The organism is Finegoldia magna, assembly GCF_002243175.1.
In the GTDB taxonomy this organism is placed as follows: domain Bacteria; phylum Bacillota; class Clostridia; order Tissierellales; family Peptoniphilaceae; genus Finegoldia; species Finegoldia magna_J.
In genome coordinates this window covers 15,658-28,402 of record NZ_NDYF01000015.1, presented here as the reverse complement: position 1 = coordinate 28,402, position 12,745 = coordinate 15,658, and the positions used below count along the sequence as shown (strand labels likewise).

The following is a 12,745-nucleotide window of genomic DNA, read 5'->3' as shown; positions in this document are numbered from 1 at the left end:
ATATGAAGAAAATTTTGAAAATTTTACAATTGGTAGCAGCGGTTATCTTAGCTTTAATACCAAAAGTTATCGCGAAACCATGTGAAGTAATGCCAGGCAAAATGCCGATGAAATGCTTCCACATGTCAAATGCGGTATTTGTCATAGCAGTAAGTATCGTGATTTTATTAGTCATCGCATACATCATTAAAGACGAAAAAATCGAATGGGGAATTAATATCGCAGTTCCAGTTTTAGCTATTGATTCATTCTTATTAGCAAAATTTGTAATAGGTGGTTGTAAACACGCAGGTGCCGCTTGTCAAATGAAGACAATTCCAGCAGTGTCAATCTGCTCGATAATCCTTGCAATAATTTCAATAGCTTATCTTGTGGTATTAAAGAAGAGTATCGATGAAAGATAAACTTTACCTTAAAAACTGGATGTCATCAAATCCTGTCAGAACATTTATAATAGTTTTGATTATGGCGATAGTGTCCGCACTTTTGTTTGTAAGCATGTATTTTTCAATTGGACTTAACAATTCAATCGACAATATGAAACAAAGATTGGGAGCCGACATGATGATTGTTCCAGAAAAAAGCGGCAAAGAACAAGAAGCATTATTCGTATCTGGTAAGCCTTCTGAGTTCTACATGCAAAATGATGTACTTGATAAAGTACAAAAAGTCGAAGGAGTAAAACAAGCAGCTCCACAATTGTACATTGCGACACTTCAAGAATCTTGTTGTTCATTCCCTGTCCAAGCTATAGGAATTGATTTTGAAAAGGACTTTACAATTAAACCTTGGATGAAACAAGATGTAAAGGAATTGAAAGACGGAGAAATTTTAATCGGAAATAATGTGAGTGTAGTTGATGCAAACACATTGACTTTTTTCGGCAAAAAATACAAAGTGAAATCAAAATTAATGAAAACTGGTCTTGGATTTGATAATGCAATATTCATGAATTTTGATACGGCGAAGAAAATGCTACAAGATTCTGTTAAAGTTCATCCACAAAAATACGTTCCAAATTCTGAAATATCTTCAATTTTAATAAAAAAACAAGATAATGCAGATAGTGAACAATTAACAGTTAACCTTATGAAATCACTTAGAGGTACACACACTATGGTTGTCATGAACAAAAACTTCGTAGACAATCTATCCAAAGAAATGTTCTCTCTTATGAAATATTTGAAAATACTACTAACATTTACATTGATAATGGCAATAATCGTATTAATTTCGATATTTACAGTTGATTTCAAAGACAAAGAAAAGCAAATGGCAACACTTAGAATACTTGGTATAACAAAGAGTAAACTAAAATCCATTATCCTAAAATACTCAGTAGTACTATCATTTATTGGGGCAGTAATAGGAATTGGATTATCCATACTCACAGTGAAGCTATTCTCTGGTCAAATCGAAAAATCTCTGGACTTGGCATTTATGAGCGTTAATGCAAAAGAAATACTAATTATTTCGGCGATAACATTATTAGTTGTAGTAGTGATTGCCTTAATCACGCAAATATTCAACGTAATGAAAATATCCAAAGACGAATTAGCGCTTACATTGAGAGGTAATTAAATGGAAATATTGAAAATACAAAATTTATCAAAAAGCTACCTTATCAATTCTGATAGAAAAAACGAAGTACTAAAAGATGTAAACCTAACTGTAAATGAAAATGACTATATCGCGATAGTCGGAGCAAGTGGCGCAGGTAAAAGTACACTTCTAAATGTGATTTTAGGTTTTTTAAATTACGATGAAGGAAGCGTACAAGTTTTCTCCAAAGAAGTAAAAGATTTTACAGACGAAGAAATATCTGATCTTCGCTCCAAGAAAATATCATTCGTGCCACAAGATTTGATAGTATTTCCAGCACTAACAGTTAAGGAAAACTTGGAAATGAAAGCAGACATTTCAGGCGTGGATAATTTTGATTATGAGAAATTCATCAAAAAATACGACATGGAAGAACTTCTTCAACTAAACAGCGCTAAGAACTTATCTGGGGGAGAAATTAAAAAGCTAATGATTCTAAGAGCATTAATTAATGAACCAGAGCTATTAATACTAGATGAACCAACAGCGAACTTGGATGAAGAATACGTCGACAAATTCTTGGACTTGCTCGATAAATTGAACAATAAAACAACACTGATATGTGTAACACACGATTCAAGACTCAAAAACAGAGCGAAAAAAGTGTACAAATTATCGAGAAAAAAATTATCTGAATAAAATATAACTGATCTTCAAAAGTTATAAGACTTAGAAGGTCAGTTTTTTTGTGTAATCATTGACACGGGAATATGCGTGCAATAGAATCTAATTGAGAGAAAATGAGGATAAATAATGAAAATATTAGAAGCGACACAAAAAGATTCATATGTTTTGGCACAAATGGCGACAAAAATATGGGATAATGAAAATGTGGATGAATTAGAAGAAGAATTCACAGAAATTCTACAATCAGATGAAGGAACTTGCTTCATTGCATTCGTGAAAGAAATCCCTGTTGGGTTTGCGAATGTAGAGCTTCGTCACGACTATGTTGAAGGAACAGAAAGCTCACCTGTCGGATATTTGGAAGGAATATTTGTAAAAGAAAATTATAGAAAACAAAATATTGCCAGAAATCTCGTAAAATCATGCGAAGATTGGGCAAAAAAGATGGGATGCTCTGAATTTGCAAGTGATTGTCTATTGGATAATATTCAAAGCTTGAAGTTTCATCTTGCAATTGGATTTATCGAGGCAAACAGGATTATTTGTTTCAAGAAAGATTTGTAAAAGGAGAAGACATGGAAATATTTAAAATACTTTTACCGTTGATTATTACGGTGATATTAGTCCTAATAGTAATCAAAAAATCGAAAGCACAATCAGAAGCTTCGTCCGATAATTATATGTCATTTGGGATGGCATTGGGAATGATGTTAGGTGCGGGTTTCGGATCTATCTTTGATAAATTCGACATCGCGACTTCTATATCAATCGGTATGCTTTTGGGTATGGTTATAGGAATGAGCATAACAAAAAAATAAATTTATACGAGTATGGCACCAGTAAGAAGGTGCCTTTTTTATGTTATGTGTATAATAAATCTATGTAAAATATTTGTAAAAACATTCAAATTCAATAAATTTAGCGTAATTAACGTGATTATTATGGTATAATATTATTAAAAGCACAAGAAATAATTGTTGAAAGGAAAAGCAGTGAGAAAAAAATACAGGGATAAATTTACCAATCCTGAAATCGTAAAACGAATTGAGCAAATAGAAAATTCTCCACAAATGCAATCAAAACTACTTTTAGTAAAAAATGGAATGAAGAACAACATTATTAATCCATTTGTATTAGTTATAGGTGCCATGTTCGGATTTATTGCATTAAGCGCGATGCGCGCGATGCTAGATATTTATTCGCTTCTTGTAATGGCTGCTATAGTGTATTTTTGGGAAAAATATTCAAAACAACGAAGAAAACAACGAAGAAATGATCTTGCAAAATCCTACATTGATAATTTCCTATTACCAGTGTTGAATGAAATCTTGCCTGATACAACAATTGATTATTCTAAGAAAATTGATTTGAAAGCAATGAAAAGGTTGGTTCCTGATTCTCAGTATTATTTTGGAAACTGCCACATAGTATTTGGTGATGATTACAAAACAGAGTTTTCTAATATGCAAGCATACACAGAAACTGAAGATAGTGAAGGACACACACGACAAATTATTGATTTTTGTGGACAGGTTTTGATGGCGAAATTTGACACTAAAATAAATGGACACATAAGAGTAGTTCCCATAAAAAAAGGTAAAGTACTTGGGGTAAGAAATCATGGAAACTACGGCAAGAAGACAAAAATAGAAAAAGAAATTGAGACGGAATCCATTGAATTTAACAACTCATACGCAATATATTCAACAGATGATTTCTACACAAGACTAATTTTAGATCCTAAAATTATAGAGTTATTGAACGATTGGAAAGAAAAAATGAGAGTGTGCTTATACATGAATGAACAATACATATCCATATCGTTCGAATCAAATGCGTTTTTATTTGCATTACCACAAACGAAAAAACAAGTTGATGAATTGTCGCTTTCAACAGAATACGAAAAAGTTAGAGAAAAATTATCAGGATTTTATTCTCTAATAGATATAATAGGTGAAAAATTATAAGGAGAAATTATGGACAGATTTTTAAATTCGGAATTCACAGCAATTGGAATAATTGCATTAATCATTTTGATAGTAATAATTTGGTGGGTAAAAACATCGAATAGATTTAATCGATACAAAGTCGTAATAGACGAATCCAAGAAAAACGTAGACATTGCACTAGCCAAAAGATACGACACAATTTGTGAAATGATAAAAGTTGCCAAATCATACGCAAAACATGAAAGCTCAACTTTTTCGGACGTAATTAAACTTCGACAAAATGCAAATATCAAAGAATTCAACGCAGCAATACAAAACCAAGACCGAGAAATCAGCAAAATATTTGCACTTGCTGAAAACTACCCTGACCTTAAATCATCACAAGAATTCATCAATCTTCAAGACGAAATCAGCGACGAAAATGAACAATTAGCAGCCGCAAAAAGAATAGTAAACAACAACATCAGCATAATAAATCAAGAAATAGTGTCATTTCCAAAATCTGTTGTCGCAAAATCTAAAGGATTGAAAGAAATGGAATTTCTTAAAGAACAAAATATAGACAGCAAAAGGTCGATAAGTGAATTCGACTACGACGTTAAATAATTAGAATAATTAAAAATATAGGGGATAACTTCTGGGATTGTAACGATCTTGGAAGTTTTTTTGAGTGAAAAAAGATGGGTAGTACGGAGGAATAATGTATGAAATTACAAGTCTTAATGTCAGAGATGTATATTTGTGGATGGAGCAAAATACGTTTTTCAAGAAAATGTTGATTCATAAAAAATCTTATAAAATCTTATAAAATAGCATACAAAAACCCCTCCATCCGTATTCCGGATTTTGGGGTTCAGGTCAGTACCAGCTCTGATTTTTAAATTTTTAGATATAAGTTAAATCAAATTTTACAAAATTCTATTTACTTATTAATTTCTTTTTCTAGTTCTTGTAGAACTTTTATAATCTCTTCAAAGTTTGGATATCATAAATATTACATTTAAATCCATCGATTGCAAAATGCTTTTATTGACATTATTTTTAACTCACACTCTCTCATTATCAGATCCATTCAAATACTCTTCAGTATATAAAACCTGAACTTCTCCAGACCAATTAAGTATTGAACCGATAAAATCATTAATATCTAATCCGGGCATTTCATAAATTTCTTCATCTCCAAATGTTCCCGAAGCATCTTCAATAAAAATAGTTTCATAGCCTCTGTCGGAACATATGATGCTCGAAAATAAACAACAATACTCCGTATTGAAACCACAAATATAAACTTTAGACACTTCATTGTCTTTTAAAACTTGGGCAAGATTAGTTTCATAAAATGGATTACATGACGTCTTTTCAATCACATAATCTCCCAATCCTAGAAGTTCTTCACAGATTTCCACATCATCGGAGCCTTTAAAAAAGGGGTTGTCGAAATCATTCGAAAGATGCTTGAATAAGATAACAACATCATTATTCTTTTTGAAATCATCAATTAGAATTTTAATATTATTTAGAGTATCAGTAAAATCTTTCTTCTTCAATATCCCCTTTTGTACATCCAATACTATTAATGCTTTCATTATAATCTCCTTAAATTTACTTGTTACTTATTAAATTCTTTAATTTCCCTTATTACTTCATATATCCATGCAGGAACTGATTTTGATTCGTTCATTAGGTCTGTTCTTTCTTTTTCCGTTAAGTTTACTCTTATCTTTTGTATGACTTGGTCATCAATATTTTCTTTACCCAAAGACTTTATCGCCTGAATTACAGTCGCTGTCTTCAAAGACATATTAGCAATCTCTCCTGGATTTACTTTTTTGAATTCTAAGATGGTATCTCCGATTTTATATTCTTTGTATCTTCCAATTGATATATATTTATAGTGAGTTGGAACTTGTGTTGAAAGTCCTAATAAGTTTAAGGCTGTGCTATTATATGGTGCAATATTCCAATTATATTTTCTTGCTATGGCAAGTGCTAACTCGTGAATTGAGACTGCTTCGTACTCTCCAATTAATTCGCTGTATCTTGGATTGTAATAAAATCCGTCAATGACACGCTTAATTTTATCTTCATCTGCTAATCTTTTTAATATTTGTCTAACCGTAGCATTAGATGCGATATCTAAAAAGTCATTTGCAAAAAATACTTTATTTGAGTCAAAACTATTTATTTTGTCTGATATTATTTCCATATATGAACTCATTTCAACACTCCTTTGTCACGAATATTGTATCATATCCGTGACAAAAATAAAAAAATCGTATTTTTCGTGCAAACTTTTAAATCTTCCTATAATCGCAAACCCTCGCAAATCGCAATGCTTTTGGCACCACTTCGAAATCCAAGTAATCTGTAGTGAAGATTTCTCCGTCGACGTTGACCATCAATTCTTTTTCGAATTTGATACATCCTTTAGTCAATTTTTGAAAATGTATCATAGGATGTGACAGATGAGCGCCTTTTTTGTATTTGAAAATCAATGGGATTATTTTGTACAAAGGCATTGTTTCTGCCAAGCACAATTCCAACACTCCATCAGTCAAGTTTGCATACGGTGAAGGGTTGAATCCTCCGCCGTAGAATCCACCGTTACAAATCGCGCCAAGCAGATAATATCCTTTCAAGTTAACTTCACCATTTTCTCCATTTTTTGTCTTGGATTCCAACTTGTATTTTGGAATTTTAAATAAATTCTGCAACACTGCGATAGGATATGCATTTGCTTTTAATTTCGGATTCTTTTTCAATAAATTATACGCAGAATTCAAAATCACCGTATCAAAACCGAAACTTAAAACGTTCACACAATATTTTCCGTTGACTTTAATCAAATCAATGTCGTCAATGACCGGGTTGATTGTGTTTTCGATTTTGAAATTTGAGTAATCAAAATTCTTGGAGAAATCATTCGCCGTTCCCGATGGAATAAGTCCTACACTGAACTTTGCATTTATTTCTTTCATTTTATTTATTACTTCATTTAATGTTCCATCTCCTGAACACACATACAACAAGACGTCCGAACAATCACAATATTTTTGAACGATTTCACAAGCGTGGTTTTTGTGTTCTGTTTTTATTATTGTATATTTCAAATTATTGCTTGAGTAATACTTCACAATTGAGTGCTCTAATTCTGAGAACGAGCCTGCTCCGGCCTTGCTACTCAACAAAAACACGTATTTCATTTAATCACCATTCATATTATAATATAAACATAAATACCTGTACATAGAATTTTACACAAAGGATGATGTCATGAATAAATTTGTTTATAATATAATTTACGTGCTGATAGTTGTAGGACTTATCGCATTATTCGAAAGAATTTTTAGAAATAGAAAAGACAATCCCACGCTCAACAAAATTTACAAAATATTAGTGGTGATTTTTTGGATAATTGCAACTATCGTCACAGTCTTGCTGTACTGGGCAGGTTACGGATATTTCAAACAAGGAAATTCGTCAGTTGCAGTAAAGCTTTTTGTATTTGGAATTTTGATGACGGTAAGCGTTGGATACAAGATTTATACTTTGATTGGAAATAAAAATGGAAATAATTAAAGAACTCAAATCCCTACAAGATTTGAAATACCGAGATTTTCAAGCAAAAATAATCCCGACTATCGACAAATCCACGATTATCGGAGTAAGAATGCCCGATTTGAGAAAATTAGCCAAGAAAATCGATGAAGAACAAGTGCATATTTTCATGGAAGATTTGCCACACACTTACTACGAAGAAAATATGCTTCATTCTATTTTGATTTCTAATATGAAAATTTACGACGATTGCATCAATAACTTGGAAAAGTTTCTTCCATTTGTAGATAATTGGGCGGTGTGTGATTGCATTTCTCCAAAAATTTTCACGAAAAATACGGACAAATTAATCGACAAAATAAAAGTATGGGCACAATCTTCTCACACATACACCGTGAGAGTGGCGATTTGTTTGTTGATGAAATATTTCTTGGATGATGAATTCAAGGTTGAGTATTTGAACATCGCGGCTCAAATCAAAAGCGAAGAATACTATGTCAACATGATGATTGCGTGGTTTTTCGCGACAGCGTTGACAAAACAGTGGGACGATGTTATATTTGTGTTGGAAGATAATTTGCTAGAGTGTTGGACTCACAACAAAACGATACAAAAAGCGAGGGAAAGTTTCAGAATAACGCCGGAACAAAAACAATATCTAAAATCGTTAAAGAAAAGGAGATAAAATGCGAAGAAAAGATCGTGAAATCACGAATTTCGATGAACAATTGAAGATAATTGATGAGTGCGATGTGGTAAGGCTTGGGCTTGTTGATGATGAAGGCTATCCGTATATTTTGCCGCTGAATTTTGGATATGAAGTCGTGGATAATCAATTGGTTTTGTATTTTCACGGCGCATTGGAAGGCTACAAATACGAACTCATCGACAAGAACAACAAGGCTTCTTTTGAGATGGACACAGACCACGATTTGTACTCTGACAGAGAAATAGGATACTGCACGATGAATTATTCGAGCATCATGGGAAAAGGAGTCGTGGAATATGTGACAGATGCTGAGGAAAAATTCAGAGCGTTGACCGTGATGACTGACAAATATCACGTGGAACACTTTGAATTCAATCCCAAAGCTATCCCAAGAACTAGGGTTTTCAAATTAACAGTTACATCAATGACAGCAAAACACAGAACTATGAAAAAATAAACTTATAAAACACAAAAACTATTATTCAAAAATGCTTGACAGTATAACTTATCAGCTGTATACTGAAAAGGTAGTAAGTAATTAAGGTAGTGAATCAAAGTTTTGTAAAATATTTTATTCTCTTAAATTAATTAGTTATCACAAAAATAAAAATGTACAGTGGTACGGTTATTCTGCGGAATAACGAGGAGGATATTATGAGTAACGGAACAGTTAAATGGTTTAATTCTACTAAAGGATTTGGATTTATCACAGGAGAAGACAACAAGGACATTTTTGTTCACCAAAGTGCAATCCAACAAGAAGGATTCAGAACATTGGAAGAAGGACAAAAAGTTTCCTACGATGTTGAAGCTTCTGAAAAAGGCGACAGAGCAGTTAACGTAGTTAAATTATAATGCAACAAGGTTCAATCATTTTGGTTGGACCTTTTTAATTTGTTCAAATGTGGGTATAAATATATTGCCCAAAATATTAATAAAAAGAAAGGATTAACAATGGCAAACACAGAACAAAAAATTATGGAATTAATTCCAGATGAATTGAAGAACAAATTACCGGGATTTTTACAAGGAAATGTATTATCAGGAGTTGTCGACAAAATCAAACAACAATATCCAGATCTTTACAAAAAAGTTGAAGAATCAGAAGGTCAAATCCCTGAAGATGTAAAACAAAAATTGACAGAAATAATCAATAACTTTGTCCAACAAAAATTAGGATAAAATCAGACCAGTACGCGTGAAAATGTGTACTGGTTTTTTGTTTGTCAAAATATTACAAAATCTCATAAATGTGATATATTAGTATTAGATTTTAAAATTACGGGAGGAATAATATGGATTTTGAAGAAGTAATCAAAAATCGATATTCTTGCAAAAAATATAGCGACAAAAAGGTAGAAAAGGAAAAACTGGATAAGATTTTGGAAGCTGGAAGGTTAGCGCCAACAGCGAAAAACTTGCAAGAACATCACATTTATGTAATACAATCAGAAAAAAACTTGAAGAAAGTTGACGAAGTGACACCTTGTAGATACGGCGCAAGTACAGTTTTGCTTGTAACTTTTGATAAAACAAACGTGTTTACATATCCTGGCGATAGAAGAGATTCTGGAATTGAAGATGCATCCATCGTCGCTACTCATTTGATGTTAGCAGCGAAAAACCAAGGATTAGAAAGTTGTTGGATTAATTTCTTGGATCCAGACATTACACACAAGAAGTTCCGTCTTCCTGCAAAAGAAGAAGTACTGATGATGCTAGACATCGGCTATCCTGCAGAAGATTCTGAAATCAATCCACTTCACGACAAAAGAAAAGATTTGTCAGAAACAGTAACATTTATTTAAACAATACTTAATCTGGAGATTTGATGAAGTTAAAATATAACGAAATATTAGTTAGAAACGCCTCTTTGGAAGATGTACCTAATTTATTAAAATGGTGGAATGATGGCATAGTAATGGAACATGCAGGTTTTCCTCTTGGACTAAACACTACCGATAATAAAGTTATACAAAATATTAAAAATCACGACATGATAAATAATGCTCTGTTGATAATTGAATATAATAAAATTCCAATTGGAGAAATGAATTACAAGAAACTTGATCATAAATCGGTGGAGATTGGAATTAAAATTTGTGAAGAAGAATATCAAAATAGAGGTCTGGGAAAAATTATTTTAAGTTTATTGATCAGTGAGTTGTTTTCAAAAGAATTTGAAAAAATAGTATTGTCAACAACTGTTGAGAATAAAAGGGCGCATCATGTTTATGAAAAACTAGGATTCGTCAATACAGAAATTAAAGAAAATTCGTGGACAGATCAATTGGGGAACATTCGCTCCTCTGTAATGTATGAGCTAATTGAAGAAAATTTTAATAACCAATTAACAAAACGAAAGGAAAACTAATGAACAAAAGAAAAATCGACGTAATGGACTACGCATCAGACATCGTAAAAGAACTTCCGAAAGGAATATTTTTGAACACGAAAGCAAACGGCAAATTCAACAGCATGGCGATTGCATGGGGAACAATAGGCTACAATTGGAACAAGCCTGTGTTTGTGTGCTACGTTAGAGAAGGAAGATTTACCAGAGAATTGTTGGACGAAAATCCGGAATTCACAATCAGCGTCCCAATCGGCTCCTACGACAAAAAAATCATGAAAGTTTGTGGCAGCCAAAGTGGAAGAGATGTTGATAAAGTAGAAGAAGCGAACCTCACACTCGTTGAGCCAGAAACAATTTCTGTGAATGGAATCAAAGAACTTCCTTTAACTATTGAATGCAAACTAATTTATCGTCAAGAACAGGATTTGTCATTACTTCCAGACGATATTTTGAACAGAAATTACCCACAAGATGTCGACAGCACAAATCCTGGATCCAACAAGGATTTTCACATCACATATTTTGGAGAAATCGTCGACAGTTATATAATTGAAGATTAATCGCAAAACGACTCAGTCACAGTGGCTAAGTCGTTTTTAAATTGTTCACTTGATAGAAATAATTCGCCAATTCATCAGTGCTTTCCACGCCGCCTTTTCTAATCCGATGCAAAATAATTCCCGAATTCAACGACAAGAACACCTCCGTCGAATAATCTTTTGGCAAAAACGGGTGATTGTCAATCGAATACTTCAACTCCGGAAGCGTATCAATCAACGCCAGCAGAAACTTCCTCAACATATCGTTGATGTAGTTGTAGCTGTTCATCGTCAACGCGTAAATAAAATCGAAATCATCCTTCACATAATCAATGACCTTTTTGATGATATCGTACGAATATTTTCTGCCGACCTTTTTCGACGTCAAAATCTCCTTCAATTCTTCGAAAATTTCCTCTACCAAATTATCCACCAAATCCATTTTATCATCGTAGTGCAAATAAAATGTCCCACGATTGATGTGAGCCTCTTTCGTCAATTCACTCACCGAAATATCGTTCAAGCTTTTCTCGTTCAACAAAATCGTCAACGATTTTTTTAATTTGTCCCTCGTATCCGTTTCTCTAATCATAAAATCTCCTTAAATGAACAAACTGTTCAATATTGTTTTGTTACAATTCTACTTTTAATATAAAATAATTTATAAGATAAATCAACACATTGTTCATATAAGAGGTGAAACATGGCATATATTGAAATGAAAAACAGCTACAAACGCTACAAATCAGGACAATCCGAAATAATTGCAAACAACGACATATCGTTTGAAATAGAAAAAGGAGAATTGGCGATCATTCTCGGCTCATCAGGGGCGGGTAAATCAACCGTGTTAAATATTCTCGGTGGAATGGACACCAACGACGAGGGAAATGTGCTCATAGATGGCAAAGACATCGGCACATTCAACGACAAGGAGCTGACGAATTACAGAAGAAATGACGTAGGATTTGTGTTTCAATTCTATAATCTAGTTCCAAATCTAACCGCCAAAGAAAACGTCGAACTGGCATCAGAAATCGTAAAAGATGCACTCGATGCAACGGAAGTTTTGCAATCTGTTGGTCTTGGAGAAAGAATCGACAACTTCCCAGCACAATTATCCGGAGGAGAGCAACAACGTGTCGCAATCGCACGTGCAGTTGCGAAAAATCCTAAGCTATTATTGTGCGACGAACCAACTGGTGCGCTAGATTATCATACAGGCAAACAAGTATTGAAAATCTTGCAAGATATGGTTAGAAAAGAAGGTGCGACAGTCGTTATCGTTACGCACAACCAAGCGTTGGCTCCGATTGCAGACAGGGTTATTCACATGCACGACGCGAAGATTCGCGATGTCGTATTGAATGCGAATCCACAAAACATAGAAACGTTGGAATACTAA

General features: G+C 33.2%; 20 protein-coding genes. 16 read left to right on the top strand and 4 right to left on the bottom strand.

All coding sequences use genetic code 11. The features are described 5' to 3' along the window. The first annotated feature begins 2 nt into the window (after positions 1 to 2). The 7 genes from B9N53_RS07080 (at position 3) to B9N53_RS07050 (ending at position 4,784) form a co-directional block, all read left to right on the top strand. On the top strand, positions 3 to 404 hold the full coding sequence (locus B9N53_RS07080) for a DUF4418 family protein (RefSeq protein WP_094204307.1): 402 nt from the start codon (positions 3 to 5) through the stop codon (positions 402 to 404). After that, on the top strand, positions 394 to 1,581 hold the full coding sequence (locus B9N53_RS07075; protein ID WP_094204306.1) for an ABC transporter permease: 1,188 nt from the start codon (positions 394 to 396) through the stop codon (positions 1,579 to 1,581). The genes B9N53_RS07080 and B9N53_RS07075 overlap by 11 nt, the downstream gene beginning before the upstream one ends. Beyond that, positions 1,582 to 2,241, top strand: coding sequence for an ABC transporter ATP-binding protein (locus tag B9N53_RS07070; RefSeq protein ID WP_094204305.1), 660 nt, complete (start codon positions 1,582 to 1,584; stop codon positions 2,239 to 2,241). A 114-nt stretch (positions 2,242 to 2,355) separates the two neighbouring features. After that, positions 2,356 to 2,793: an aminoglycoside 6'-N-acetyltransferase gene (aac(6'), locus tag B9N53_RS07065; protein ID WP_094204304.1), complete on the top strand. Its 438-nt coding sequence runs from the start codon at positions 2,356 to 2,358 to the stop codon at positions 2,791 to 2,793. An 11-nt stretch (positions 2,794 to 2,804) separates the two neighbouring features. Next, complete coding sequence (locus tag B9N53_RS07060) at positions 2,805 to 3,047, top strand: hypothetical protein (protein WP_094204303.1); 243 nt, start codon at positions 2,805 to 2,807, stop codon at positions 3,045 to 3,047. Between the two features lie 174 nt (positions 3,048 to 3,221). Further along, on the top strand, positions 3,222 to 4,196 hold the full coding sequence (locus tag B9N53_RS07055; RefSeq protein WP_242432440.1) for a DUF3137 domain-containing protein: 975 nt from the start codon (positions 3,222 to 3,224) through the stop codon (positions 4,194 to 4,196). A 9-nt stretch (positions 4,197 to 4,205) separates the two neighbouring features. Next, a complete protein-coding gene (locus B9N53_RS07050; RefSeq protein WP_094204301.1) occupies positions 4,206 to 4,784 on the top strand; it encodes a LemA family protein in 579 nt (192 codons plus the stop codon). Between the two features lie 440 nt (positions 4,785 to 5,224). On the opposite strand, the gene B9N53_RS07045 is transcribed toward B9N53_RS07050, so the two are convergent. The 3 genes from B9N53_RS07045 to B9N53_RS07035 form a co-directional block, all read right to left on the bottom strand. Next, positions 5,225 to 5,764, bottom strand: a complete 540-nt coding sequence (locus B9N53_RS07045) for an isochorismatase family protein (protein WP_094204300.1) — start codon at positions 5,762 to 5,764, stop codon at positions 5,225 to 5,227. 23 nt (positions 5,765 to 5,787) lie between these two features. Further along, positions 5,788 to 6,396, bottom strand: coding sequence for a DUF6088 family protein (locus B9N53_RS07040; protein ID WP_094204299.1), 609 nt, complete (start codon positions 6,394 to 6,396; stop codon positions 5,788 to 5,790). A gap of 76 nt (positions 6,397 to 6,472) precedes the next feature. Then, positions 6,473 to 7,381, bottom strand: coding sequence for a diacylglycerol/lipid kinase family protein (locus B9N53_RS07035; protein WP_094204298.1), 909 nt, complete (start codon positions 7,379 to 7,381; stop codon positions 6,473 to 6,475). 70 nt (positions 7,382 to 7,451) lie between these two features. Between B9N53_RS07035 and B9N53_RS07030 the strand changes: the two genes are divergently transcribed. The 8 genes from B9N53_RS07030 to B9N53_RS06995 all read left to right on the top strand — a co-directional run bounded on the left by B9N53_RS07030 (position 7,452) and on the right by B9N53_RS06995 (position 11,361). Then, entirely contained in the window at positions 7,452 to 7,757 is a 306-nt protein-coding gene (locus B9N53_RS07030) for a hypothetical protein (protein WP_002834740.1), read from the top strand. Continuing rightward, positions 7,744 to 8,421: a DNA alkylation repair protein gene (locus B9N53_RS07025; protein ID WP_094204297.1), complete on the top strand. Its 678-nt coding sequence runs from the start codon at positions 7,744 to 7,746 to the stop codon at positions 8,419 to 8,421. The genes B9N53_RS07030 and B9N53_RS07025 overlap by 14 nt, the downstream gene beginning before the upstream one ends. 1 nt (position 8,422) lies before the next feature. After that, positions 8,423 to 8,902: a pyridoxamine 5'-phosphate oxidase family protein gene (locus B9N53_RS07020; RefSeq protein WP_094204296.1), complete on the top strand. Its 480-nt coding sequence runs from the start codon at positions 8,423 to 8,425 to the stop codon at positions 8,900 to 8,902. 197 nt (positions 8,903 to 9,099) lie between these two features. Next, positions 9,100 to 9,300: a cold-shock protein gene (locus B9N53_RS07015; protein ID WP_035108999.1), complete on the top strand. Its 201-nt coding sequence runs from the start codon at positions 9,100 to 9,102 to the stop codon at positions 9,298 to 9,300. A gap of 99 nt (positions 9,301 to 9,399) precedes the next feature. Continuing rightward, positions 9,400 to 9,627, top strand: a complete 228-nt coding sequence (locus B9N53_RS07010) for a hypothetical protein (RefSeq protein ID WP_094204295.1) — start codon at positions 9,400 to 9,402, stop codon at positions 9,625 to 9,627. A 113-nt stretch (positions 9,628 to 9,740) separates the two neighbouring features. After that, positions 9,741 to 10,253 carry a nitroreductase family protein gene (locus B9N53_RS07005; RefSeq protein ID WP_094204294.1) on the top strand — a complete coding sequence of 171 codons (513 nt, stop codon included), beginning with the start codon at positions 9,741 to 9,743 and terminating at the stop codon, positions 10,251 to 10,253. Between the two features lie 23 nt (positions 10,254 to 10,276). Further along, a complete protein-coding gene (locus B9N53_RS07000) occupies positions 10,277 to 10,819 on the top strand; it encodes a GNAT family N-acetyltransferase (RefSeq protein ID WP_094204293.1) in 543 nt (180 codons plus the stop codon). Next, positions 10,819 to 11,361, top strand: a complete 543-nt coding sequence (locus B9N53_RS06995) for a flavin reductase family protein (RefSeq protein WP_094204292.1) — start codon at positions 10,819 to 10,821, stop codon at positions 11,359 to 11,361. The genes B9N53_RS07000 and B9N53_RS06995 overlap by 1 nt, the downstream gene beginning before the upstream one ends. Positions 11,362 to 11,386: 25 nt before the next feature. On the opposite strand, the gene B9N53_RS06990 is transcribed toward B9N53_RS06995, so the two are convergent. Next, entirely contained in the window at positions 11,387 to 11,932 is a 546-nt protein-coding gene (locus tag B9N53_RS06990) for a TetR/AcrR family transcriptional regulator (protein ID WP_094204291.1), read from the bottom strand. Positions 11,933 to 12,043: 111 nt separating this feature from the next. Between B9N53_RS06990 and B9N53_RS06985 the strand changes: the two genes are divergently transcribed. Continuing rightward, positions 12,044 to 12,745, top strand: a complete 702-nt coding sequence (locus B9N53_RS06985; RefSeq protein ID WP_094204290.1) for an ABC transporter ATP-binding protein — start codon at positions 12,044 to 12,046, stop codon at positions 12,743 to 12,745.

Excerpts from the sequence above, each read along its gene's own strand:
- B9N53_RS07080 (WP_094204307.1), top strand. The coding sequence starts at position 3 with ATGAAGAAAATTTTGAAAATTTTACAATTGGTAGCAGCGGTTATCTTA.
- B9N53_RS07075 (WP_094204306.1), top strand. The coding sequence starts at position 394 with ATGAAAGATAAACTTTACCTTAAAAACTGGATGTCATCAAATCCTGTC.
- B9N53_RS07070 (WP_094204305.1), top strand. The coding sequence starts at position 1,582 with ATGGAAATATTGAAAATACAAAATTTATCAAAAAGCTACCTTATCAAT.
- B9N53_RS07060 (WP_094204303.1), top strand. The coding sequence starts at position 2,805 with ATGGAAATATTTAAAATACTTTTACCGTTGATTATTACGGTGATATTA.
- B9N53_RS07050 (WP_094204301.1), top strand. The coding sequence starts at position 4,206 with ATGGACAGATTTTTAAATTCGGAATTCACAGCAATTGGAATAATTGCA.
- B9N53_RS07045 (WP_094204300.1), bottom strand. The coding sequence starts at position 5,764 with ATGAAAGCATTAATAGTATTGGATGTACAAAAGGGGATATTGAAGAAG.
- B9N53_RS07040 (WP_094204299.1), bottom strand. The coding sequence starts at position 6,396 with ATGAGTTCATATATGGAAATAATATCAGACAAAATAAATAGTTTTGAC.
- B9N53_RS07035 (WP_094204298.1), bottom strand. The coding sequence starts at position 7,381 with ATGAAATACGTGTTTTTGTTGAGTAGCAAGGCCGGAGCAGGCTCGTTC.
- B9N53_RS07030 (WP_002834740.1), top strand. The coding sequence starts at position 7,452 with ATGAATAAATTTGTTTATAATATAATTTACGTGCTGATAGTTGTAGGA.
- B9N53_RS07025 (WP_094204297.1), top strand. The coding sequence starts at position 7,744 with ATGGAAATAATTAAAGAACTCAAATCCCTACAAGATTTGAAATACCGA.
- B9N53_RS07020 (WP_094204296.1), top strand. The coding sequence starts at position 8,423 with ATGCGAAGAAAAGATCGTGAAATCACGAATTTCGATGAACAATTGAAG.
- B9N53_RS07015 (WP_035108999.1), top strand. The coding sequence starts at position 9,100 with ATGAGTAACGGAACAGTTAAATGGTTTAATTCTACTAAAGGATTTGGA.
- B9N53_RS07010 (WP_094204295.1), top strand. The coding sequence starts at position 9,400 with ATGGCAAACACAGAACAAAAAATTATGGAATTAATTCCAGATGAATTG.
- B9N53_RS07005 (WP_094204294.1), top strand. The coding sequence starts at position 9,741 with ATGGATTTTGAAGAAGTAATCAAAAATCGATATTCTTGCAAAAAATAT.
- B9N53_RS07000 (WP_094204293.1), top strand. The coding sequence starts at position 10,277 with ATGAAGTTAAAATATAACGAAATATTAGTTAGAAACGCCTCTTTGGAA.
- B9N53_RS06995 (WP_094204292.1), top strand. The coding sequence starts at position 10,819 with ATGAACAAAAGAAAAATCGACGTAATGGACTACGCATCAGACATCGTA.
- B9N53_RS06990 (WP_094204291.1), bottom strand. The coding sequence starts at position 11,932 with ATGATTAGAGAAACGGATACGAGGGACAAATTAAAAAAATCGTTGACG.
- B9N53_RS06985 (WP_094204290.1), top strand. The coding sequence starts at position 12,044 with ATGGCATATATTGAAATGAAAAACAGCTACAAACGCTACAAATCAGGA.